We start from the raw sequence: 26,904 nt of genomic DNA, 5'->3' as shown, positions 1-26,904 counted from the left end.
GCCCGGAGGTTGCCTCCCGGGACGTGCCGGGATGTGAGGTCGGTGACGCGTACGGACACTTACGGGGACGCCAGGATTCCGATGGCGAGTGGCTGGTGCTGAATACTGAGGCGAAAGAGGCTCCGGAGAACCCGCAAGTTGGCCGAACTTGCCCAAACTCCGACGGCCGTGCCGTGTCCAGAGTCCGCACCCCGCCACGGTGGTCGCGGTAGTGATGATGTCACTGATGGCGACGTCATTACAGGGGAGCAAGGAAATTCCGTGGTCGATGGTGTCCGGAACTCCGAGATCGAAAAGAGTGTGCCCCGGCCAACCGGTTATTTGGACAGTTGGACACGAGAACGGAGAGTCCGGCGTCCGGACCTGTGTCGAACGGACGCGACTGCTGAGCGCTGGGAATTCGGACAGGTCATCAGTATCGTTCATGACGTGACTTCCGCCGTTCACGCGTAATGGCGGACCAGTTCGACAAGACGGGGGCGGCCACCTCGGTGGCCAGCCAGTAGGCGTCGCAGACGACGTTGGAGTACTGGAAATCAAGTGCGGAGCGCAACCCGACCCTGCCTTCCCTCCGGGGTGAAGTGCGGGCCGGTGCCGACTGTTGCCGGTCGACGAGCGGGCGGAATGTGATCGACCCGTGATCGGCCGGGAACGTCGTGCTGCGGGGAGCGCTCCGCATAACGGGGGGAAATGATGAACGTCCACACCGGTGACACGCTGCCCCTGTCCGATTGCCAGGAGGGGATCTGGCGGTCACGGCGCGCGAATCTTTCCGGAACGCCTGGCCACTCCGGGCTTTCCGTCGACATACACGGGCCTCTCGACCTGGCCTTGTTCGAACGCGCATTGCGACAGGTCGTTTCCCATGTGGACATGCTGCGTGTGCGCTTCGTGGAGGACGGCGAAGAGGGCGTGTCGCAGATATTCACCGGGCAGCCGATATGGGAGCTGTCGGTCGTCGATCTCGGCGCGGAAAGCGACCCTCGGACGGCAGCCGAGAGCCTGATGCGGGCGGAAGCGCGGCGGGTACAGAACACCGCAGCCGACCAGCTGTTTTCTTACACAATCTACCGCCTGGCCGCCGATCGCCACGTGTGGTTCCAGTGCTACAACAGCCTGCTGATGGACGGTTACGCGTGCGCACTGCTGGGGCGCCGGGTTGCCGAGGTGTATACGACGCTCTCCCAAGGCGAGACGGTCTCCGGGCCGCAGCACGCCTCCTTGCGTGAACTGTGGGACCAGGAGGCGAATTACCACAGCTCGGAGAGGTATACGCGCGACCGGGCGTACTGGCTCGCGCGTTTCGCGGACCGGCCGGAGTGGACCGGCATTCCGGGATACCGGTCGGGGCGCGCCCAGGACGTCGCGGCAGAGGACGGTGTGCTGCGGGAAACCGGGCAGCTGCCGCCCACGGTGGCGGCCGGGCTGCGCGCGGCGGCCGACTGCGCGGGGGTGAGCTGGACGAGGCTGCTGCTCGCCGCGACCGGGGCCTTCCTGGGCCGGATGACCGGGGCGGACGAGACGGTCCTGAGCCTGCCGGTGACGGGACGGGCGGGGGACGGGGCGCGGCGGACGCCGTGCGCGATGGCGAACACCCTGCCGCTGCGGCTCCCGGCGCGAGCCGGATCGAGCCTGCTGGAACTGGCCGGCGCGGCGGAGCGAGAGGTCGCCGCGCTGCTGGAGCACCAGCGGTTCCGCGGCGAGTGGCTGCGGCGGGAGCTGGGCCGTCCGGAAGGCGGGCGCCGGCTCTTCGGGCCGTACGTGGACGTCGTTCCGGCGGGCGCGGACCTGTGGTTCGGGCCGCACCGGGGCGTCGTGCGGGAGCTGCCGAGCCGACGGATCGAGGACTTCGGCGTACGGGTGAACAGCTCGTCGGACGGCGAGGACACGCAGATCACTTTCGAGGCCGACGCCGACCTGTACGACCACGCGTGGCTGTCGGGAGCCCACCGGTCGTTCCTGCGTTTCCTGGAGCAGGCGGCGGACGATCCGGCCCTGCCTGTCGGCCGGATGGACGCACTGGGCGAGGCCGAGCGTTCGCAGGTGGTGGAGGAGTGGAACGACACCGCACAGCCGGTGTCAGCGGGCAGCGTCGTCGAGTTGTTCGCCGCTCGGGCCGAGGCGGCGCCGGACGTGGCCGCGGTGCGGTGCGGTCCGGAGGTGTTGTCGTATGGGGAGTTGGAGGCGCGGGCGAACCGGTTGGCGCGGTATCTGACGGGTCTGGGTGTGGGGCGTGAGTCGCGGGTTGGTTTGTGCCTGCCGCGTGGGGTGGACATGGTGGTGGGTCTGCTGGCGGTGTGGAAGGCCGGTGGTGCGTACGTGCCGCTGGACCCGGAGTACCCGGCCGACCGGCTCGCGTACATGGTCGCCGACAGCGGCGCTTCGGTGGTGCTGGGCACGGCGGAAACACTGTCGGAGATACCGGTCGGAGCGGCGACGAACGTCGTGCTGCTGGACCGGGTGGCGGAGGAGATCGCGGCCGAGTCGTCCGCCGGCCTCGAAGTGGCCTGCATGGCAGACCAGTTGGCGTACGTGATCTACACGTCCGGTTCGACGGGTCGGCCCAAGGGCGTGGCGGTGGCCCACGGTGGGGTGGCGAATCTGGCGGAGGCGATGCGCCCGGTGCTGGGCGTGGCCCCGGGCGTGGCCGCGCTCCAGTTTGCTTCGTTCAGCTTCGACGCCGCCGTACTGGATGTGGCGGTGACGTTGGGCGGAGGCGGCACCCTCGCGATCGCTTCCGGCGAAGAACGCATGGAGCCCGAGGCGCTGGCGGAGATGATCCGTACGGCGGGTGTGCGGGTGGCGAGTGTGGTGCCGTCGCTGCTGGGTGTGCTGGACCCGGAGGCCGTGCCGGGGGTGGAGAACTGGGTGCTGGGCGCGGAGCGTCTGACCGCTGATTTGGCGGCGCGGTGGCGGGCCGGGGCGCGGGTGTGGAACACCTATGGCCCGACCGAGGCGACCGTGATCACGACGGCGACGCCGTTGAAGGAAGGTATCTCCCCGGCGGACGCGGCGCCCGCGATCGGGCGGCCGATCGGCAACACGCAGGTCTTCGTGCTCAACGAGTTCCTCCAGCCGGTGCCGGTGGGCGTGGTTGGCGAGGTGTACGTAGCGGGTCCGGGCCTGGCGCGCGGTTACGTGGGGCGCCCCGATCTGACGGCGGAGCGTTTCGTGGCCAGTCCGTTCGCCGAGGGTGGGCGGGTGTATCGCTCGGGTGACTTGGCGCGGTGGACGGCCGGCGGGGAGTTGGAGTTCGTCGGGCGGGCGGACGAGCAGGTCAAGATCCGTGGGTTCCGGGTGGAGCCGGGTGAGGTCGAGGCGGTGTTGGCGGGGCATCCGGACGTGGCCCAGGCCGCGGTGGTGGTGCGGGAGGACCGGCCGGGCGAGAGGCGTCTGGTGGGTTATGTCGTGCCTGGGGTGCGTGAGGTTGATCCGCAGTCGTTGCGTGCGTATGTGGCGGAGGCCGTGCCGGAGCACATGGTGCCGGCGGCGGTGATGGTGCTGGACGCGCTGCCGCTCACGGTGAACGGAAAGCTGGACAAGGCCGCCCTGCCCGTACCCGAACCGGAGAACCGGCGCGAGGGGCGAGCCCCGCAGAACCCTGTCGACGCTCTTTTGTGCGACCTGTTCGCCGAGGTACTGGGCCTGGAACGGGTGGGCGCCGACGACAGCTTCTTCGAGCTGGGCGGCGACTCGATCCATTCCATGCTGCTGGTGTCGAGCGCCCGGCGGGCCGGCCTGGCCATCACCACCCGCGAGGTCTTCGAGCACCGGACGCCGGAGGGCCTGGCAACCGTGGCCGTCGTCCTGGGCGAGGGTGGTCTCGGAGCGGAAGGCACCGCTGCCGGGGCGGCGGTCGCGCCGACCGGCGGCCTGCCGCTGACCCCGGTGATGCACGAGGTGCTGGGACGAGTGGGCCCGGAGGCTCTGCCCGAGGTGTACCAGTCGGCTCTGGTGGCCGTTCCGGGCGGCCTGGATCTCGCCGTGCTGGTGGATGCGGTGCAGGCGGTGGTGGATCACCACGATGTTTTGCGGGCGCGGTTGGAGGTTGTTCCGGAGCGGCGGTTGGTGGTCGGTGAGGTGGGTGCGGTCTCGGTTGAGCCGTGGGTGCGCCGGGTGGATGTGGCGGGTGTCGGTGACTGGCGTCCGTTGGTTGCCGAGCAGGTGCGGGCTGCGGTGGGGCGGCTGGATCCGCTGGCCGGTGTGATGGTGCAGGTGGTGTGGCTCGACGCCGGGCCGGACGTCCACGGCCGTTTGCTGCTGGTCGTCGATCACCTGGTGGTGGACACCGTCTCCTGGCGGGTCCTGGTCCCGGACGTACAGGCCGCGTACGAGGCGCTGGACGCAGGCAGCCGACCGGAGCTCGACACCGCGGGCACCTCGTTCAGGCATTGGGCGCGGGAACTGTCGGCGCAGGCGGAGAGCGCGGAGCGGTTGGGCGAGCTGGCGCAGTGGCGTGAGCTGCTGCAAGAGCCTTCCGTTCAGCTGACGGCTGAGCCGGTGGACCCGGGCCGGGACGTGGGCGGCGCGGTGCGGGAGGTCTCGGTGACGGTTCCGGCGGGGGTTACGTCGGCGTTGCTGACCAGCGTCCCGGCCGCGTTCCACGCGGGTATCGACGATGTGCTGTTGGCGGGGCTGGCCGCGGCGGTCGCGGAGTGGCAGGGTGACCGGGAACAGGGCCGGCGGTCGGCTGGTGGGTTCTTGGTGGATGTCGAGGGCCATGGCCGGGTGCCGTTGGACGAAGGAATGGACCTGTCGCGTGCGGTGGGTTGGTTCACTGCCGTGCATCCGGTGCGGCTGGATGCGGGTGCGGTGGATGGGGCCGAGGTGCGTGCGGGTGGTCCGGCGGCGGGCCGGGTGCTCAAGCGCGTCAAGGAGCAGGTGCGGGCGGTGCCCGGGGATGGCCTGGGTTACGGCATGCTGCGTTATCTCAACCCCGGAACGGCGTCGGCACTCGCCGGGCTGCCGTCCGCGCAGGTCGGCTTCAACTACCTGGGCCGGTTCGCCGACCGGGACGGGGAATGGCAACTCGCCGGTGACGGCATGGGCGAGGGCATACCGACGCACGCACCGGTGATGCACGCGCTGGAACTCCTGGGCCTGGTGCGCGACCGGGCCGGGGGGCCGGAGCTGACGCTCACCCTGTCGTGGCCTGAACGCCTGCTGGACGCTGCGGCGGCACAGGGGCTGCTCGACACTTGGGCGTCGATGCTGGCCGGGCTGGTCACGCATGCGGCGCGCCCCGAAAGCGGTGGGTTCACGCCGTCCGACTTCCCCCTCGTGCAGCTCGACCAGCCGCAGGTGGAAGAGCTGGAGGCGGAGGTCCCCGGGCTGGTGGACGTGCTGCCGGTCGCACCGCTGCAAGAGGGCCTGCTCTTCCACGCCCTCTTCGACGAGGGGGCCGAGGACGTCTACGTGGAGCAGATGGTCCTCGACCTCGACGGACCGGTGGACGCGGAGGTCCTGCGAGCGTCGTGGCAGGCGTTGCTGGACCGGCGTACGAGCCTGCGGGTCGGCTTCCGTCAGCCGGCCGGGATGGACCGGCCCGTGCAGACGGTGGCCCGGCACGCGGTGCTTCCCTGGCGCGAAGAGGACCTGTCTGCCCTAGGCGCGGATGCCGCGCACGCGGAGTCGGAGCGCTTGGGTACGGAGGAACGGGCCCGCCGCTTCGACCTGGAACAGCCCCCGCTGCTGAGGGTGCTGCTGGTCAAGACCGGCCCGGCCAGGCACCGGATGATGATCACGCTGCACCACCTCCTGCTGGACGGCTGGTCGCTGCCGATCCTGATGCGGGAGCTGTGGTCCTGCTACGCCGAGGGCGGTACGGCGCGGGCGCTGCCGGCCGCGGCGCCCCATCGCGACTACCTGGCTTGGCTGGTCCGCCAGGACGAGCAGGCCGCGCGCGAGGCGTGGCGGCAGGCCATGGCCGGCGTGGAGGAGCCGACCCTCGTCGCCCCGGCTGCCCCCGGCGGAGCCTCGGCTTCGCTCGGCAGGATCACGCTGCAGGCGGGTACGGAACTGGCCGGGGCACTGGGCGAGCTGGCCCGTCGCCACGGCGTGACGCTGAACACGGTGGTGCAGGCTGCCTGGGCCGTCGTGGTCGGGCAGTTGGCGGGGCGCCGTGACGTGGTGTTCGGCGCGACGGTGGCCGGGCGACCCGCAGAGCTGCCGGGCATGGCGGACATGCTCGGGCTGTTCATCAACACCGTGCCGGTCCGGGTCCGGTTCGACCCCGCATGCACCGTCACGGAGACGCTGACCGCCTTGCAGGCCCAGCAGTCGGCGCTGCTGGACCACCAGCACCTGACCCTGAGCGCCATACAGCGCCTCGCGGGCCCGGGTGCGACCTTCGACACCCTCATGACGTTCGAGAACTACCCGGGTGACCCCGGCATACCGGCTTCCGTCGAGGGCCTGACGCTGACGAACACCGAGATGCGGGAGTCGACCAACTTCGCGCTGGCCCTGGGCGTCATGCCGACCGACGCCCTCCACCTCCGCCTGGACTACGGGCCCGACCTGTTCGACCGGCGGCAAGCCGTGCAGATCAGCCGCCGGCTGCTGCGGGTCCTGGAACAGCTGGTGGCGCACCCGGAGGCCCGGGTCGGCGACATCAAGGTGCTGGACGAGGCCGAGCGTTCGCAGGTGGTGCAGGAGTGGAACGACACCGAGCAGCCGGTCGCGGCGAACACGCTGCCGGAACTGTTCCGGGCGCGAGTGGAACAGTCGCCGGGCGCCGCCGCGGTGCGGTGTGGCTCGGAGGTGCTGTCGTACGGGGAGCTAGAAGCGCGGGCGAACCGGTTGGCGCGGTATCTGACGGGTCTGGGTGTGGGGCGTGAGTCGCGGGTTGGCTTGTGCCTGCCGCGTGGGGTGGACATGGTGGTGGGTCTGCTGGCGGTCTGGAAGGCCGGCGGAGCGTACGTACCGCTGGACCCGGAGTACCCCGCCGACCGGCTCACGTACATGATCGCCGACAGCGGTGCGTCTGTCGTTCTCGGCATGTCTGAGACGCTGGCCGGAGTGTCTACCGGTATGGCGGACGCGGTGTTGCTGGGCGAGAACACGACCGAGCGCACGGTCGCCGCCGAGTCCGCGGAGCCGCTGAACCATGCCGTGGTGCCGGACCAGTTGGCGTACGTGATCTACACGTCCGGTTCCACGGGGCGCCCCAAGGGCGTTGCGGTGGCCCACGGTGGCGTGGTGAACCTGGCGGAGGCCATGCGGCCGGTGCTGGGCGTGGACGAAGGCACGGTGGCACTGCAATTCGCTTCGTTCAGCTTCGACGCCGCCGTCCTGGACGTGGTGGTCACTCTTGGCGCTGGTGGCACCTTGGCCATCGCGTCGACTGAGGAGCGTACGGACCCCGAGGCGCTGGCGGAGATGATCCGTACGGCGGGTGTGCGGGTGGCGAGTGTGGTGCCGTCGCTGCTGCGTGTGCTGGACCCGGAGGCCGTGCCGGGGGTGGAGAACTGGGTGCTGGGTGCGGAGCGCCTGACCGCTGATTTGGCGGCGCGGTGGCGGGCCGGGGCGCGGGTGTGGAACACCTACGGCCCGACCGAGGCGACCGTGATCACGACGGCGACGCTGTTGGCGGACGACATCACCTCGCAGGACGCGCCGCCGGCGATAGGGCGGCCGATCGGCAATGCCCGGGTGTACGTCCTGGACGACTTCCTGCGACCGGTGCCTCCTGGTGTGACAGGTGAGGTGTACGTGGCAGGGCTCGGGCTGGCGCGCGGTTACGTGGGCCGAACGGACCTGACCGCCGAACGCTTCGTGGCCAGTCCGTTCGGCGCGGGTGGGCGGGTGTATCGCTCGGGTGACTTGGCGCGGTGGACGGCTGGCGGGGAGTTGGAGTTCGTCGGTCGGGCGGACGAGCAGGTGAAGATTCGTGGGTTCCGGGTGGAGCCGGGTGAGGTCGAGGCGGTGTTGGCGGGGCATCCGGATGTGGGGCAGGCCGCGGTGGTGGTGCGGGAGGACCGGCCGGGCGAGAGGCGTCTGGTGGGTTATGTCGTGCCTGGGGTGCGGGAGGTTGATCCGCAGTCGTTGCGTGCGTATGTGGCGGAGGCCGTGCCGGAGCACATGGTGCCGGCGGCGGTGATGGTGCTGGACGCGTTGCCGCTCACGGTGAACGGGAAGCTGGACAAGGCGGCCCTGCCCGCGCCTGAATTGGCGGTCGGCAACGGCCGGGCCCCGGAGACACCGGCCGAAGCGGTGCTGTGCGGCCTGTTCGGTGAGGTGCTGGGGCTGGAGCGGGTGGGTGCGGAGGAGTCGTTCTTCGAGCTGGGCGGCGACTCGATCATGTCGATGCTGCTTGTGTCGAATGCTCGCCGCGCCGGGCTGGTGTTCACGAGCCGCCAGGTGTTCGAGCAGCGGACACCGGCAGGACTGGCGACGGTGGCAGCCGCGGCGGACAGCGTGGTCTTGCACGAAGGAGTGCCTGCTGTCGGCGAGGTGCCGCTGACACCGGTCATGCACGAGTTGCTGGACCGGGTCGGCCCGGATGGGGCCGGCCAGGTCGTCCAGCCCAGCGTCGTGGCCGTTCCGGGCGGCCTGGACTTTGCCGTGCTGGTGGATGCGGTGCAGGCGGTGGTGGATCACCACGATGTTTTGCGGGCGCGGTTGGAGGTCGTTCCGGAGCGGCGGTTGGTGGTCGGTGAGGTGGGTGCGGTCTCGGTGGAGCCGTGGGTGCGCCGGGTCGATGCGACGGGTGTTGGTGACTGGAGTCCGTTGGTTGCCGAGCAGGTGCGGGCTGCGGTGGGGCGGCTGGATCCGCTGGCCGGTGTGATGGTGCAGGTGGTGTGGCTCGACGCCGGGCCTGACGCCCAGGGCCGTTTGCTGCTGGTCGTCGATCACCTGGTAGTGGACACGGTCTCCTGGCAGGCGCTGCTGCCGGATGTGGCTCGGGCGTACGCGCAGTTGTCTGTAGGCGGCCGACCGGAGCTCGACACCGCGGGCACCTCGTTCAGGCACTGGGCGCGGGAGCTGTCGGCGCAGGCGGGCAGCGAAGAGCGGTTGGGCGAGCTGGCGCGGTGGCGTGAGCTGCTGGAAGGTCCTGCCGCTCAGCTGACCACGGCACCGGTGGACCCGGGCCGGGATGTCGAGACCACCGTGCAGCGGATCTCGATGACGGTGCCGGCGGGCGCTACGTCGGCGTTGCTGACGGCTGTTCCGACCGCGTTCCACGCGGGTGTCGACGATGTGCTGTTGGCGGGGTTGGCTGCGGCGGTTGCGCAGTGGCAGGACGACCGGGAACAGGGCCGGCGGTCGGCTGGTGGGTTCTTGGTGGATGTCGAGGGCCATGGCCGGGTGCCGTTGGACGAGGGGATGGACCTGTCGCGTGCGGTGGGTTGGTTCACTGCCGTGCATCCGGTGCGGCTGGATGCGGGTGTGGTGGATGGGGCCGAGGTGCGTGCGGGTGGTCCGGCGGCGGGCCGGGTGCTCAAGGCCGTCAAGGAGCAGGTGCGGGCGGTGCCCGGGGATGGCCTGGGTTACGGCATGCTGCGTTACCTCAACCCCGAAACGGCGTCGGCACTCGCCGGGCTGCCGTCCGCGCAGACCGGCTTCAACTACCTGGGCCGGATCGCCGACCGGGACGGGGAATGGCAACCCGTCGCGGAAACCGGGTTCGAGGGGAGTGCGACCGGGGCGTACCCCGTCATGCACGCTCTTGAGGTTCTGTGCATGGTCCACGACCGGGCCGACGGCCCGGAACTGACGTTGACGCTGGCCTGGCCCGAGCGGCTGCTCGACCAGACGGCCGCACAGGACCTGCTCCAGGGCTGGGCGTCGATGCTGACGGGCCTGGCCACCCACACCCTCCGGCCCGGCAGCGGTGGGCACACGCCCACCGACTTCCCCCTGGTCAAGCTCGAACAGCGGCAGGTGGAAGAGCTGGAGGCGGACGTTCCCGGGCTGGTGGACGTGCTGCCGGTCGCGCCGCTGCAAGAGGGCCTGCTCTTCCACGGCCTGTACGACGAGCAGAGCGACGACACGTACGTGGAGCAGATCATCCTCGGTCTGGAAGGGCGGCTGGACGCGACAGTACTGCGGGCGTCGTGGCAGGCGCTGCTGGACCGGCATGCGAGCCTTCGTGCGGGCTTCCGCCAGCTGGCCGGGATGGACCGGCCCGTACAGACGGTGTCCCGGCACGTAGTACTGCCGTGGCGCGAAGAGGACCTGTCGGCACTCGACGCGAATGCCGCTTGGGCGGAGTCCGAGCGCATAGGCATCGAGGAACGCGGGCGCCTGGACCTCTCGGCACCGCCGCTGTTGAAGGTCACTCTGATCCAGGTGGGTCAGGACCGCTACCGCATGATGATCACGCTGCACCACATCCTGCTGGACGGCTGGTCGCTGCCGATCCTGATGCGGGAGCTGTGGGCCTGCTACGCGGCGGGCGGCAGCGCGGGCGACCTGCCCGCGGTCACTCCGTACCGCGACTACCTTGCTTGGCTGGTCCGCCAGGACGAGCAGGCCGCGCGCGAGGCGTGGCGGCAGGCACTGGCCGGCGTGGAGGAGCCGACCCTCGTCGCGCCGCTCGCCTCGAACACCGCGCCGGTGCTGGGGCGCATGCTGACCGTCACGGCGGACGGTTGGCTGGCGGAGGCGCTGCGGGAGGCGGCCCGCGGGCACGGCGTGACGCTGAACACGGTGGTGCAGGCTGCCTGGGCTGTCGTGGTCGGGCAGTTGGCGGGGCGCCGTGACGTGGTGTTCGGCGCGACGGTTGCCGGGCGGCCTGCGGGCCTGCCGGGTATGGCGGACATGCTCGGGCTGTTCATCAACACCGTGCCGGTCCGGGTCAGCCTCGACGCCCGGCGGACGGTCGCCGAGCTGCTGACCGGCTTGCAGGCCCAGCAGTCGGCGTTGCTGGACCACCAGCATCTGAGCCTGAGCGCCATTCAGCGCCTCGCGGGGCCGGGTGCGACCTTCGACACCCTGCTGGCGTTCGAGAACTATCCGGGTGACCCGGCGATGCAGCCTGCCGTCGACGGGCTGGCGCTCACGGACACCGGCATGCGGGAGTCGACCAACTTCGCCCTGACGCTGGGTGTCAACCCCGCCGACGACCTGGGCCTGCGGCTGGACTACCGGCCTGACCTGTTCGACGAGGAGACCGTCCGCGCCTTGGGCAACCGTCTGCTGCGGGTACTGGAACAGGTCGCGACGGCTCCCCAGACTCTTCTGGGCGACATCGACCTGCTGGGCGAGGCCGAGCGTTCGCGCGTGGTGGGGGAGTGGAACGACACTGCCCGGCCGGTGCCGGCTGAGACGCTGTTGAGGTTGTTCGAGGGCTGGGTGGAACAGACACCGGGTGTGGCCGCGGTGCGGTGTGGCTCGGAGGTTTTGTCGTATGGGGAGTTGGAGGCGCGGGCGAACCGGTTGGCGCGGTATCTGACGGGTCTGGGTGTGGGGCGTGAGTCGCGGGTTGGTTTGTGCCTGCCGCGTGGGGTGGACATGGTGGTGGGTCTGCTGGCGGTGTGGAAGGCCGGTGGTGCGTACGTGCCGCTGGACCCGGAGTACCCGGCCGACCGGCTCGCGTACATGATCGCCGACAGTGGTGCGACCGTCGTCCTGGGCATCGACGAGACGCTGTCGGGAGTGCCGGTCGAAGCGACGACGCAGGTCGTGCTGTTGGACGAGGCGGCGGAACCCATCGCTGCCGAGTCGACCGCATCGCCCGACATCGCGGTCAAGGCTCACCAGTTGGCGTACGTGATCTACACCTCCGGCTCCACGGGCCGGCCCAAGGGCGTGGCGGTGGCCCACGGCGGCGTGGTGAACCTCGCCGAGGCCATGCGGCCGGTGCTGGGCGCGGCCCCGGGCGTGACCGTGCTCCAGTTCGCTTCGTTCAGCTTCGACGCCGCGGTACTGGATGTGGCGGTCACGCTGTCCGCCGGTGGCACCCTGGCGATCGCATCCAGCGAAGAGCGTACGGAGCCCGAGGCGCTGGCGGAGATGATCCGTACCGCCGATGTGCGGGTGGCGAGCGTGGTCCCGTCGCTCCTCGACGTGCTCGCCCCCGCCTCCGTGTCCGGGGTGGGCAACTGGGTGCTGGGTGCGGAGCGGCTGAGTGCCGGTTCGGCGGCGCGGTGGCGGGCCGGGGCGCGGGTGTGGAACACCTACGGCCCGACCGAGGCGACCGTGATCACGACGGCGACGCTGCTGGAGGAAGGCATTTCTCCGGCGGACGCGCCGCCGGCGATAGGGCGGCCGATCGGCAATGCCCGGGTGTACGTCCTGGACGACTTCCTGCGGCCGGTGCCTCCTGGTGTGACGGGTGAGGTGTACGTGGCCGGTCTCGGGCTGGCGCGCGGTTACGTCGGCCGGACGGACCTGACCGCCGAGCGCTTCGTCGCCAGTCCGTTCGCCGAGGGCGGCCGGGTGTACCGCTCGGGCGACCTGGCGAAGTGGACCGCCGACGGGGAGCTGGAGTTCGCCGGGCGCGCCGACGAACAGGTCAAGATCCGCGGGTTCCGCGTGGAACCGGGCGAGGTCGCGTCCGTACTTACCTCCCACCCGGACGTGGCCCAGGCCGCCGTCGTGGTGCGCGAGGCCGGTCCGGGCGAGAAGCGCCTGGTCGCGTACGTGGTCCCGCACGCCGACGCCGAACTCGACACCGTGCTGCTCCGCGACCACGCCGGTGCCCGGCTGCCTGACTACATGGCGCCGTCGGTGCTGATGGTGCTGGACGCGCTGCCGCTCACCGCCAACGGCAAGGTGGACCGGGCGGCTCTGCCGGTGCCCGAGGAGAGCAGCGGCAAGGGTCGCGGCCCTGAGACGCCCACCGAGGCGCTGCTGTGCGGCCTGTTCGGTGAGGTGTTGGGGCTGGAGCGGGTGGGTGCGGAGGAGTCGTTCTTCGAGCTGGGCGGCGACTCGATCATGTCGATGCTGCTGGTGTCGAATGCCCGCCGCGCCGGGCTGGTGTTCACGAGCCGCCAGGTGTTCGAGCAGCGGACACCGGCAGGACTGGCGACGGTCGCGGCCGCGGCCGACGGCGTGGAGGTCCATGACGCGGTCCCCGGCGTCGGCGAGGTGCCGCTGACACCGGTCATGTACGAGCTGCTGGACCGCGTAGGCCCGGAGCACGTGGGAGGCGTTTCCCAGTCGAGCGCGCTGGTCACGCCGGCCGGTGCCGAGTTCGGGGCCTTGGTGCGCGCGGTGCAGGCGGTGGTGGATCACCACGATGTGCTGCGGGCGCGGTTGGAGGTCGTTCCGGACCGGCGGTTGGTGGTCGGTGAGGTGGGTGCGGTCTCGGTGGAGCCGTGGGTGCGCCGGGTGGATGTGGCGGGTGTCGGTGACTGGCGTCCGTTGATTGCCGAGCAGGTGCGGGCTGCGGTGGGGCGGCTGGATCCGCTGGCCGGTGTGATGGTGCAGGTGGTGTGGCTCGACGCCGGGCCGGACGTCCAGGGGCGCTTGCTGCTGGTCGTCGATCACCTGGTAGTGGACACGGTCTCCTGGCAGGCGCTGCTACCGGATGTGGCTCGGGCGTACGCGCAGGTGGCGACCGGTGGCGAGGTGTCGTTGGACGCCGTACCGACGTCGTTCAGGCACTGGGCGCGGGAGCTGTCGGCGCAGGCGGAGAGCGCGGAGCGGTTGGGCGAGCTGGCACGGTGGCGTGAGTTGCTCGAAGGCTCTTCCGCTCAGCTGACCACGGCACCGATGGACATGGGCGGCACGGTGCGCGAGGTCTCGGCAACGGTTCCGGCGGGAGCCACGTCGGCCTTGCTGACCACCGTCCCGGCCGCGTTCCACGCGGGCGTCGACGATGTGCTGTTGGCGGGGTTGGCTGCGGCGGTTGCGCAGTGGCAGGGCGACCGGGGGCACCGCTTGGCTGGTGGGTTCTTGGTGGATGTCGAGGGCCATGGCCGGGTGCCGTTGGACGAGGGGATGGACCTGTCGCGTGCGGTGGGTTGGTTCACTGCCGTGCATCCGGTGCGGTTGGATGCGGGTGCGGTGGATGGGGCCGAGGTGCGTGCGGGTGGTCCGGCGGCGGGCCGGGTGCTCAAGCGCGTCAAGGAGCAGGTGCGGGCGGTGCCCGGGGATGGCCTGGGTTACGGCATGCTGCGTTACCTCAACCCCGAAACGGCGTCGGCACTCGCCGAGCTGCCGTCCGCGCAGATCGGCTTCAACTACCTGGGCCGGCTCCCTGCCACAGACTCCACCGGCCCGATGGCCGCTCGGCAGGACTGGGCGCCCACCGGGGAGGCCGGGCCCGGGCAGGGCGCGACCGACCCGTTCCCCGCGGCGCACGCCCTGGAGATCCTGTGCATGGTGCACGACCGGGCCGGAGGGCCGGAGCTGACGCTCACCCTCGCCTGGCCGGAACGCGCGCTGGACGCGTCGGCCGCGCAGGCCCTGCTCGACGCCTGGGCCGCGATGCTGACCGGCATGGCCGCGCACACCGCAGCCCCCGCCGCAGGCGGTCACACCCCCTCCGACTTCTCTCTCCTCGACCTGTCGCAGGAGACCGTGGAGGAGCTGGAGGCCGCGGTCCCGGGGCTGGTGGATGTCTGGCCGCTGTCGCCGCTCCAGGAGGGGTTCTTCTTCCATTCCGCCTATGACGAGCAAGGCATGGACGTCTACGCGGGCCAGCGGGCGCTGTCGCTGGAGGGCCCGTTGGATGCTGCCCGACTGCACGCTTCGTGGGAGGTGTTGGTGCGGCGGCATCCGGTGTTGCGGGCGAGTTTTCATCGGTGTGGGTCGGGTGAGTTGGTGCAGGTGGTGGCTGGTGAGGTGGTGTTGCCGTGGCGTGAGGTGGATGTGTCGGGGTTGTCGGTGGGTGAGGTGGAGGTTGAGGTGGGGCGGTTGGCTGAGGAGGAGTTGGGTCGGCGGTTTGATGTGGGGGTGGCGCCGTTGGTGCGGTTGTTGTTGGTTCGGTTGGGTGGGGGTCGGTTCCGGTTGGTGTTGACGTCGCATCATATTGTGATGGATGGCTGGTCGTTGCCGGTGTTGTTGGATGAGTTGGCGGCGGTGTATGGGGCGGGTGGCGATGGTGGGGTTTTGTCGCCGGTGTTTTCGTATGGGGAGTATTTGGGGTGGTTGGCGGGTCGGGATCGGGAGTTGGTTCGGGGTGTGTGGCGGGCTGAGTTGGCGGGTGTGGAGGGGGCGACGTTGGTGGCGTCGTCGGGGTTGGGTGGGGTGGCGGTGCGGCCGGAGGCGGTGCGTTGGGAGTGCTCGGTGGGGTTGACGTCGGCGTTGGTGGGGTTGGGTCGGGTGTGTGGGGTGACGATGGCGACGGTGGTGCAGGGTGCGTGGGCGTTGGTGTTGTCGCGGTTGGCGGGGCGTGGGGATGTGGTGTTCGGGGGGACGGTGGCGGGTCGGCCTGCGGAGTTGGCGGGTGTGGAGTCGGCGGTGGGGTTGTTCATCAATACGTTGCCGGTGCGGGTGCCGGTGGTGGCTGGTGAGTCGGTGGAGGGGTTGTTGGTGGGGTTGCAGGGTCGGCAGGTGGGGTTGTTGGGGACGCAGCATGTGGGGTTGTCGGAGGTTCGGCAGGTGGCGGGTGTGGGGGCGGAGTTCGATACGTTGGTGGTGTATGAGAACTATCCGCGGTCGTCGGCGCAGCCGGGGGGTCCGGGGGAGTTGGTGATGCGTCCGGCGGGTCAGGCCAAGGACGCGAGTCACTATCCGCTGGCGTTGATCGTGGGTCCGGGGGAGCGGCTGGAAGCGCAGCTGGACTACCGGCCGGACGTGTATGACCGGGCCACTGCCGAGGCCATCCTCGGCCAGTTCGTCCACGTGCTGGAGCAGATGGCAGCCGACCCCACCACCCCGGTGGACCGGGTGAGCGTGCTGAACGCCGCCGAGTGGGCGCGGCTGACAGAACCGAGGAACGTACCCGGCCTCCCTGTTCCCTACGGGACGCTGCCCGAGCTGTTCGGCCGCCAGGTGCAGCGCTCGCGGGACGCCGTGGCCGTCGTCGCGGGTGAACGGTCCCTGACGTACGGAGAGATAGAAGAGCGAGCGGGCCGGCTGGCGCGCTATCTGATGGCTTCGGGCGTAGGGCCCGAGAGCCGGGTGGCCGTGGTGGTGGAGCGGTCCGTCGCGGTGATCGAGACGCTGTTGGCGGTCTCCATGGCGGGCGGCGCCTTCGTACCCGTAGACCCCAATTACCCGTCCGAGAGGGTCGAGTTCCTGCTCGGGGACGCGGACCCGGTGCTGGTGATCTGCACCGGTGCCACGCGCGACGTGGTCCCGGAGGAGTTCTCCGGCCGGGTGACGGACCTGGACACGCCGGCGGTCGCCGAGGCGGTGGCGGGCTTCGCGGCGGGCCGGGTGGCGGACGAGGAGCGCCTCGGACGGCTGAGCGTCGCCAACGCGGCGTACGTGACCTACACATCGGGTTCCACGGGCCTCCCGAAGGGTGTCGTCCTCTCCCACGCGGGCCTGGCGAACCTGGCGCAGGCCCAGATCGAGCGGTTCGGCGTCCACCCGGGCGCCCGCGTGTTGCAGTTCGCGTCGCTGAGCTTCGACGCGGCGGTGTCCGAACTGTGCATGGCGTTCCTGTCGGGCGCGTCGCTGGTGGTCGTCGGCACCGAGGACCTGCCCCCGCGCGTGGCGCTCGGCGAGGCCGTGCGTGCGTCCGGGGCGACGCATGTGACCGTGCCGCCGAGCGTGCTGGCGGTCGAGGAGACGCTGCCGGACGAGTTGGAGACGCTGGTCGTGGCGGGTGAGGCATGCCCGTCCGGGCTGGTGGACCGGTGGTCCGGCGGGCGCCGGATGGTGAACGCGTACGGGCCGACGGAGGCGACGGTCTGCGCGGCCATGAGCCTGCCGCTGACGCCGGGGCACGAGGGCGCGGTGCCGATCGGCCCGCCGATGACGAACGTACGGGCCTTCGTGCTCGACGGGTTCCTGCACCCGGTCCCGGTCGGAGTGGCGGGCGAGCTGTACCTGTCCGGCCCCGGTCTGGCCCGCGGCTATCTCGGCCGCCCGGGTCTGACGGCGGAGCGGTTCGTGGCCTGCCCGTTCGCGCCGGGCATGGGGGTCCCCCCGGCCGAAGGCTGGGGGAGGATGTACCGGACCGGGGACGTGGTGCGCTGGACCGGCGAAGGCGAGCTGGTCTTCGTGGGCCGGGCGGACGCCCAGGTGAAGGTGCGCGGGTTCCGGGTGGAGCCTGGCGAGGTGGAAGCGGTCCTGGCCGCGCGCCCGGAAGTGGCGCAGGCCGTGGTCGTCGCACGGGCGGACGGCTCCGGCGACAAGCGGCTGGTTGCCTACGTCGTCGTGGACGTACCCGAGGACGTGCGCGACGAAGTGCCGGATGCCCTGCGCGAGCACGCGGCGGCGTTGCTGCCGGAGTACATGGTCCCGGCGGCGACAGTCGTCCTGGACGCGCTGCCGGTGACGGTGAACGGGAAGGTGGACCTGGCCGCGCTGCCTGCACCGGACTTCTCCGGTCTGGTCACCGAACGTGCGCCGCGGTCGCCGGCGGAGGAGTCGCTGTGCGCCGTGTTCGCCGAGGTGCTGGGGCTGGAACGGGTCGGCGCCGAGGACAGCTTCTTCGCGCTGGGCGGCGACTCGATCATGTCGATGCAGGTGGCGTCGCGGGCCCGGCAGGCGGGCTGGGCCGTGACCCCGCGCCAGGTCTTCGAGGAGAAGACTCCGGAGCGGCTGGCGCTCGTCGCCGAGGCGGCCACGGCGGAGCGGCAGAGCACCTCTCCCGCCGACTTCTCTCTCCTCGACCTGTCGCAGGAGACCGTGGAGGAGTTGGAGGCCGCGGTCCCGGGGCTGGTGGATGTCTGGCCGCTGTCGCCGCTCCAGGAAGGGCTGCTGTTCCACTCCTCCTATGACGACGAAGCGGCGGACGTGTACGGAGGACAGCGCGAGCTGGACTTGGACGGCCCCCTCGACGTGGACCTCTTCCGCGCTTCGTGGGAGGTGTTGGTGCGGCGGCATCCGGTGTTGCGGGCGAGTTTTCATCGGTGTGGGTCGGGTGAGTTGGTGCAGGTGGTGGCTGGTGAGGTGGTGTTGCCGTGGCGTGAGGTGGATGTGTCGGGGTTGTCGGTGGGTGAGGTGGAGGTTGAGGTGGGGCGGTTGGCTGAGGAGGAGTTGGGTCGGCGGTTTGATGTGGGGGTGGCGCCGTTGGTGCGGTTGTTGTTGGTTCGGTTGGGTGGGGGTCGGTTCCGGTTGGTGTTGACGTCGCATCATATTGTGATGGATGGCTGGTCGTTGCCGGTGTTGTTGGATGAGTTGGCGGCGGTGTATGGGGCGGGTGGCGATGGTGGGGTTTTGCCGCCGGTGTTTTCGTATGGGGAGTATTTGGGGTGGTTGGCGGGTCGGGATCGGGAGTTGGTTCGGGGTGTGTGGCGGGCTGAGTTGGGGGGTGTGGTGGGGGCGACGTTGGTGGCGTCGTCGGGGTTGGGTGGGGTGGCGGTGCGGCCGGAGGCGGTGCGTTGGGAGTGCTCGGTGGGGTTGACGTCGGCGTTGGTGGGGTTGGGTCGGGTGTGTGGGGTGACGATGGCGACGGTGGTGCAGGGTGCGTGGGCGTTGGTGTTGTCGCGGTTGGCGGGGCGTGGGGATGTGGTGTTCGGGGGGACGGTGGCGGGTCGGCCTGCGGAGTTGGCGGGTGTGGAGTCGGCGGTGGGGTTGTTCATCAATACGTTGCCGGTGCGGGTGCCGGTGGTGGCTGGTGAGTCGGTGGAGGGGTTGTTGGTGGGGTTGCAGGGTCGGCAGGTGGGGTTGTTGGGGACGCAGCATGTGGGGTTGTCGGAGGTTCGGCAGGTGGCGGGTGTGGGGGCGGAGTTCGATACGTTGGTGGTGTATGAGAACTATCCGCGGTCGTCGGCGCAGCCGGGGGGTCCGGGGGAGTTGGTGATGCGTCCGGCGGGTCAGGCCAAGGACGCGAGTCACTATCCGCTGGCGTTGATTGTCGGTCCGGGGGAGCGGCTGGAAGCGCAGCTGGATTACCGGCCGGACGTGTATGACCGGGCTGCTGCCGAGGCCATCCTCGGCCAGTTCGTCCACGTGCTGGAGCAGATGGCAGCCGACCCCACCACCCCGGTGGGACGCATCGGCGTACTGGCGTCGGCGGAACGCGACCTGGTCGTACGGGACTGGAACCCCGTGGCCGCCGAGGTGCCGAGCACGTCGGTGCCCGAGCTGATCGCCGGGCAGGCCGCACGCAGGGCTGCCGCGGTGGCCGTCTCGGACGGCGAACGGACGCTGTCGTACGGAGACCTGGCGGCGCGGTCGGCCCGGTTGGCCGCGTACCTGCGCGGGCTGGGCGTGCGACGCGGAGACCGGGTCGCGGTGGTGATGGAACGTTCGGCGGAGCTGCTGGTGACGCTGCTGGCGGTATGGCGGGCCGGCGCCGCGTACGTACCGCTGGACACCGGAAACCCGGCGGAGCGCGTGGAGTTCATACTGTCCGACGCCGATCCGTCGGTAGTGGTGTGCACCCAGGACAGCCGGGACGCGGTGCCGGCCGGTGCCGTGGCGGCGGAGCTGCTGGTGCTGGACGACCCGCGGGTGGCGGCGGCCGTGGCCGGGTGCCCGGCGGACGGGACGCCGGTCACGACGGGCCCGGAGGACGCGGCGTACGTGATGTACACCTCGGGATCGACGGGTGCGCCGAAGGGCGTGACGGTGCCGCACGGCAGCGTTGCGGCGCTGGTGAGCGAGCCAGGCTGGTCCGTAGGCCCGGACGACACGGTGTTGCTGCACGCCCGGCACGCCTTCGACATCTCGATGTACGAGATGTGGGTGCCGCTGGCAGCGGGCGCCCGGGTGGCGGTCGCCGGGCCGGGCGTGGTGGACGCCGAGCGGATCCGCGCGGCGGTGGCGGACGGCGTGACGGCGATCCACGTCACGGCCGGGCTGTTCCGGGTGATCGCGGAGGAGGAACCGGGCTGCTTCGCCGGCCTGCGGGAGGTGCTCACGGGCGGTGACGTCGTACCGGCCGGTGCGGTGGCACGCGTACGGGAGGCGTGCCCGGAGGTGGCGATCCGCCACCTGTACGGGCCGACCGAGAGCACCCTGTGCGCGACCTGGCGGCTGCTGCCGCCGGGCGACGAGGCACCGGAGGTGCTGCCGATCGGGCGCCCGCTGACCGACCGCAGGGTGTACGTCCTGGACGCCTTCCTGCACCCGGTGGCGCCGGGCGTGCCCGGCGAGCTGTACATCGCCGGGGCCGGCCTGGCCCGCGGCTACCTGGGGCGGCGGGCGCTGACCGCCGAACGGTTCGTGGCCTGCCCGTTCGCGCCCGGCATGGGGGTCCCCCCGGCCGAAGGCTGGGGGAGGATGTACCGGACCGGCGACCTGGTGCGCTGGACGAACGACGGCGAGCTGGTCTTCGTCGGCCGGGCCGACGAACAGGTCAAGATCCGGGGCTTCCGGGTGGAACCGGGCGAGGTGGAAGCGGTCCTGGCCGCACACCCCGCCGTCGGCCAGGCCGTGGTGGTGGCCCGCGAGGACCGCCCCGGCGAGCGCCGCCTGATCGGTTACGTCGTACCGGGCGAGCAGCAAGAAGTGGACGCCCGACTGCTGCGGGAGCACGCTGCCGGGACGCTGCCGGAGTACATGGTGCCTGCTGCTGTGGTGGTGCTGGACGCGCTGCCGGTGACGGTGAACGGGAAGGTGGACCGGGCCGCGCTGCCCGCCCCGGACTTCTCCGCCCGTGCCGCCGGGCGCGATCCGCGCACCCCGGCCGAGCGGACGCTGTGTGCGCTGTTCGCCGAGGTGCTCGATGTGGACCGGGTGAGTGTGGAGGACGGCTTCTTCGAGCTGGGCGGCGACTCGATCAGCTCGATGCAGTTGGCTTCACGGGCGCGGCGCGCCGGTCTCGTACTGACGCCCCGGCAGATCTTCGAGGAGAAGACCCCCGAGCGGCTGGCGGAGGTGGCGACGCCGGCCGACGAGGCGGCACGTACCGTCCGGGACGTCGGTGTGGGCGAGGTGGCGTGGACACCGGTGATGCGCGGCATGGGCACGCAGGCCGTCAACAGCGAGTTCGCGCAGTGGATGGTCGTCGGCGCCCCGGCGGAGCTGACACAAGATGTGCTGGTGGCCGGGTTGGGGGCGCTGCTGGATACGCACGACATGCTGCGGGCCCGTGCGGTTCCCGGCGAGCAGACGCTGATGGTGGGTGAACGCGGCTCGGTGGACGCCGCCTCGCTGGTCACCCGTACGGTCGCCGGGGACGGCTCCCTGGACGAGGCAGTGGACCGCGCGGCGCACGAGGCGGTCGGCCGACTGGACCCGTCCGCCGGGGTGATGCTGCAGGCCGTATGGCTGGACGCAGGCCCCGACCGGGTGGGACGGCTGGCTCTGGTAGCCCATCACTTGGTGGTGGACGGGGTGTCGTGGCGGGTGTTGTTGCCGGATCTGCGGGTGGCGTGTGAGGCGGTGGCGGCGGGCCGGACACCGGTGCTGGATCCGGTGGGGGTGTCGTTCCGTGGCTGGTCGCGGGAGTTGGTGGCGCAGGCCGGTGGTGTGCGGGTGGCGGAGTTGGCGGACTGGGTGGCGCTGGCCGGTGCGGGTGAGCCGGTGGTGGGTCGCCGGGCGCTGGATCCGGTGCGTGACACGGTGGGGACGCTGGAGCACCGTTCGTGGGTGGTGCCGTCGGAGCAGGCGGCGACGTTGGCGGGGCGGACGCCGGTGGTCTTCCACTGTGGTGTGCACGAGGTGTTGTTGGCGTCGTTGGCGGGTGCGGTGGGCCGGTGGCGGCCGGAGCTGGCCGGCGGGGTGCTGGTGGACGTCGAGGGTCATGGCCGTGAGCCGTTGGGCGGTGTGGATCTGTCGCGCACGGTGGGCTGGTTCACCAGCGTCCATCCCGTACGCCTGTCGGTGCCGCACGACACCGCCCTTGAAGACGTATCCGCGGGCAACCAGGCAGCCGGTGTGTTGTTGAAGGCGGTCAAGGAGCAGGTGCAGGCGGTGCCGGGGGATGGGCTCGGGTACGGGTTGTTGCGGTATCTGAATCCGGATACAGCGGAGACGTTGGCCGGGTTGCCGTCGGCGCAGATCGGGTTCAACTATCTGGGCCGGTTTGCGGCTGGTGGGTCGGTGGGCCCGGTGGTGGCGTGGCAGTTGGCGGGGGAGTCGGCGGTCGGGGGTGCGGCGGGGGCGGATATGCCGGTGATGCACGCGCTGGAGGCGGGTGCGGTGATCCGGGACACGCCGCAGGGTCCGGAGCTGACGCTGAGTCTGGGGTGGCCGGGCGGTCTGCTGTCGCAGGCAGAGGTGGAACGGCTCGGCGAGGCGTGGTTGGAGATGCTGGCCGGCCTGGCCGAGCACACCACCGCGCCCACCGCGGGCGGCCACACCCCCTCCGACTTCTCCCTCGTGCACCTGACGCAGGAGGGTGTGGAGGAACTGGAGGCCGCGGCACCGGAGCTGGTGGACGTCTGGCCACTGTCGCCGTTGCAGGAAGGGCTGCTCTTCCACTCCGCCTATGACGACCAGGGCCCCGACGTCTACTCCGTGCAGTGTGTCCTGACCTTCGACGGGCCACTGGACCCCGGCCTGTTCCGGGCGTCGTGGGAAGCGCTCGCGGACCGCCACCCGGCGCTGCGGGCCAGCTTCCACCGGCCGGACTCGGGCGAGGCGGTGCAGGTCATCGCGCGGAACGTGACGCTGCCCTGGCGGGTGGTCGACCTGTCGGCACTGGCGGACACCGCCCAGGCCGGCCAGGTCGACGCGATCGCCGCGCAGGAGCGGGACGGCCGCCTGGACCTGGCGGCGGCACCGTTGCTGCGGCTGGTCCTCATCAGGCTCGGCGACCGCCGGCACCGCCTGGTGCTGACGACGCACCACATCCTGACGGACGGCTGGTCGCTGCCAGTCCTGTTCGGCGAACTGTCCGCGGTGTACGCGGCGGGCGGCCACGCGCGGGCGCTGCCACCGGCGGCTTCCTACCGGGACTACCTTGCCTGGCTGGACCGCCAGGACACGCAGGCGGCACGGGACGCGTGGCGGGCGGAACTCGCGGGCGTGGAGGAGCCGACGCTCGTGGCGCCCGCGGACCCGGCCCGGCAGGCGGTGCTGCCGCGGGAAAGCCTGATCGCTCTGTCCGAGGAGACCACCGGGAGGCTGACGGCGTGGGCCCGGCAGCAGGGCCTGACGGTGAACACCGTGCTGCAGGGCGCGTGGGCGCTCGTACTGGCCAGGCTGACCGGGCGCAGCGACGTGGTGTTCGGCGCCACCGCGGCCGGCCGGCCGCCGGAGCTGCCGGGCGTGGAGTCGATGGTCGGCCTGCTCATCAACACGCTTCCGGTACGGGTCTCGCTCGAGGGCGGGCAGCCGGTGCCGGAGATGCTGACGCGGTTGCAGGAACGCCAGTCCGCACTCATCGCCCACCAGCACCTGGGACTGCCGGAGGTCCAGCGGCTCGCCGGGCCCGGGGCGACGTTCGACACCCTCATGGTGTACGAGAACTACCCCCGTCCGGCTGCCGCCCCCACCACGGCCGACAGCCTGGTCTTCCGGGGCATGGAGACGCACCAGGCGACCAACTTCCCGCTGTCCATCGGAGTCATACCGGGCGAGCCGCTCCAGATCCTCGTCACGTACCGGCCGGACCTGTTCGACGAGCGGGAGGCGACCCGCATGGGCCGCCGTCTGGTGCGGGTGCTGGAGCAGGTGGTCGCCGGTGCGCCGGTCCGGGTCGGCGAGATCGACGTCCTCGACGAGGCCGAGCGCTCGCAGGTGGTGGAGGAGTGGAACGACACCGCCCGCCCGGTGCCGCAAGGCACGCTGGTGGACCTGTTCGAGGAGTGGGCGGAACGAACGCCCGACGTGGCTGCGGTGCGGTGCGGCTCGGAGCTGTTGTCGTACGGGGAGCTGGAGGCGCGGGCGAACCGGTTGGCGCGGTATCTGACCGGTCTGGGTGTCGGCCGTGAGTCGCGGGTGGGGCTGTGCCTGCCGCGCGGGGTGGACATGGTGGTCGGGTTGCTGGCGGTGTGGAAGGCCGGTGGTGCGTACGTGCCGCTGGACCCGGAGTACCCGGCTGACCGGCTTGCGTACATGGTCGCCGACAGTGGTGCGGCCGTGGTGTTGGGCACGGGCGAGACGCTGACCGGCGTCGAGGTGGGTTCGGCGGCTGCCGTGTCGCTGGAGGAGGCGACCGGAGCCATCGCCGCTGAGCCGCCCGGGCCGCTTGCCTTGCCAGTCACGGCGGACCAGTTGGCGTACGTGATCTACACGTCCGGTTCGACTGGCCGGCCCAAGGGCGTGGCGGTGGCCCATGGCGGTGTGGTGAACCTGGCGGAGACCATGCGGCCGGTGCTGGGCGTGTCCGAGGGGGTGCCCGCCCTCCAGTTCGCCTCCTTCAGCTTCGACGCGGCGGTACTGGACGTCGCGGTCACGCTGGCCGGAGGCGGCACCCTGGCCATCGCCACCAGCGAGGAGCGGTCCGAGCCCGAGGCGCTGTCCCGGATGATCCGTGCCTCGGGCGTGCGGGTGGCGAGCGTGGTGCCGTCGCTGCTGGGCGTACTCGAACCGGAAGCCGTGCCGGGCGTGGAGAACTGGGTGCTGGGCGCGGAACGTCTGACCGCCGACCTGGCGGCGCGGTGGCGGGCCGGGGCGCGGGTGTGGAACACCTATGGTCCGACCGAGGCGACCGTGATCACGACGGCGACGCCGCTGGCCGACGACATCACCTCACAGGATGCGCCGCCCGCGATCGGCCGCCCGCTGGGCAACGTCAAGGTGTTCGTGCTCGACGACTTCCTGCAGCCGGTTCCGGTCGGCACCGTCGGCGAGTTGTACGTGGCCGGGCTCGGGCTCGCCCGCGGTTACGTGGGACGCGCCGACCTGACGGCGGAACGCTTCGTCGCCAGTCCCTTCGCCGAGGGCGCGCGCATGTACCGTTCCGGCGACCTGGCGCGGTGGACGGTCGACGGGCAGCTGGAGTTCGCCGGGCGGGCGGACGAGCAGGTCAAGATCCGCGGCTTCCGGGTGGAGCTGGGCGAGATCGAGTCCGCCCTCACGTCGCACGTGACCGTGAACCAGGCCGCGGTCGTCGTACGCGAGGACCGGCCCGGCGACAAGCGGCTGGTCGCCTATGTCGTCAAGGACGTCCACGAAATCGACACGGCGCTTCTGCGCGAGCATGTGGCGGCTGTGCTGCCGGAGTACATGGTGCCCGCGGCTGTGGTGGTGCTGGACGTGCTGCCGGTGACGGTGAACGGGAAGGTGGACCGGGCCGCGCTGCCCGCGCCGGACTTCTCCGCCCGTGCCGTCGGGCGCGAGCCGCGCACCCCGGCCGAGGAGGCCCTGTGCGCCCTGTTCGCCGAGCTGCTGGGGCTGGAACGGGTCGGTGCGGAGGACAGCTTCTTCGCGCTGGGCGGCGACTCGATCATGTCGATGCAGTTGGCGTCGCGGGCGCGGCGCGCCGGCTGGGTGGTGACTCCGCGGCAGATCTTCGCGGAGAAGACCCCGGAGCGGCTGGCGCTCGTGGCCGAAGCGGTCGGAACCGAGGCGCAGGACCGTGACCTGGGCGTGGGCGAGGTGGCGTGGACGCCGGTGATGCGGGCCCAGGGCCCGAAGGTCACCGACTCCGAGTTCGCGCAGTGGATGGTGGCGGGCGCCCCGGCGGAGCTGGGCCAGGACGTGCTGGTGGCCGGGTTGGGGGCGCTGCTGGATACGCACGACATGCTGCGGGCCCGTGCGGTTCCCGGCGAGCAGACGCTGATCGTGGGTGAACGCGGCTCGGTGGACGCGTCCGAACGGGTCGTGCGCATCGACGCGGCTGCCGCGGCTGACGACGACCTGGACGCGCTCGCGGGAGAGGCCGCGGAGCGTGCGGTGGAGCGGCTGGACCCGGCGGCGGGCGTGATGGTGCAGGCGGCGTGGGTGGATGCCGGGCCGCAGCGGACCGGACGTGTGGTGTTGGTGGTGCACCACTTGGTGGTGGACGGGGTGTCGTGGCGGGTGTTGTTGCCGGATCTGCGGGTGGCGTGTGAGGCGGTGGCGGCGGGCCGGGTGCCGGAGTTGGATCCGGTGGGGGTGTCGTTCCGTGGCTGGTCGCGGGAGTTGGTGGCGCAGGCCGGTGGTGTGCGGGTGGCGGAGTTGGCGGACTGGGTGGCGCTGGCCGGTGCGGGTGAGCCGGTGGTGGGGCGCCGGGCGCTGGATCCGGTGCGCGACACCGTGGGGACGCTGGAGCATCGTGCGTGGGTGGTGCCGTCGGAGCAGGCGGCGACGTTGGCGGGGCGGACGCCGGTGGTCTTCCACTGTGGTGTGCACGAGGTGTTGTTGGCGTCGTTGGCGGGTGCGGTGGGCCGGTGGCGGCCGGAGCTGGCCGGCGGGGTGCTGGTGGACGTCGAGGGTCACGGGCGCGAGCCGTTGGGCGGTGTGGACCTGTCGCGCACGGTGGGCTGGTTCACCAGCGTCCACCCCGTACGCCTGTCGGCGACCGGGGTCGACCTGGGCAGGGCCCGGGCCGGTGGTGAGGCGGCCGGTGTGTTGTTGAAGGCGGTCAAGGAGCAGGTGCAGGCGGTGCCGGGGGACGGGTTGGGGTATGGGTTGTTGCGGTATCTGAATCCGGATACAGCGGAGACGTTGGCCGGGTTGCCGTCGGCGCAGATCGGGTTCAACTATCTGGGCCGGTTTGCCGCTGGTGGGTCGGTGGGCCCGGTGGTGGCGTGGCAGTTGGCGGGGGAGTCGGCGGTCGGGGGCGCGGCGGGGGCGGATATGCCGGTGATGCACGCGCTGGAGGCGGGTGCGGTGATCCGGGACACGCCGCAGGGTCCGGAGCTGACGCTGAGTCTGGGGTGGCCGGGCGGTCTGCTGTCGCAGGCAGAGGTGGAACGGCTCGGCGAGGCGTGGTTGGAGATGCTGGCCGGCCTGGCCGAACACACCACCGCGCCCACCGCGGGCGGCCACACCCCCTCCGACTTCCTTCTCCCCGCCCTCGCACAGGACGAAGTCGACGACCTGGAAGACGAGTTCGCCGACGAGGACATATAA

General features: G+C 71.3%; 1 protein-coding gene. It reads left to right on the top strand.

Going from position 1 to position 26,904, the window contains the following annotated elements; genetic code table 11:
- Positions 1-690: 690 nt before the first annotated feature.
- A complete protein-coding gene (locus ACH4OW_RS32465; protein WP_398031439.1) occupies positions 691-26,904 on the top strand; it encodes a non-ribosomal peptide synthase/polyketide synthase in 26,214 nt (8,737 codons plus the stop codon).

It is taken from the genome of Streptomyces sp. NPDC017056, assembly GCF_044332485.1.
GTDB lineage: Bacteria > Actinomycetota > Actinomycetes > Streptomycetales > Streptomycetaceae > Streptomyces.
This window is presented reverse-complemented; position numbering and strand designations above follow the sequence as displayed.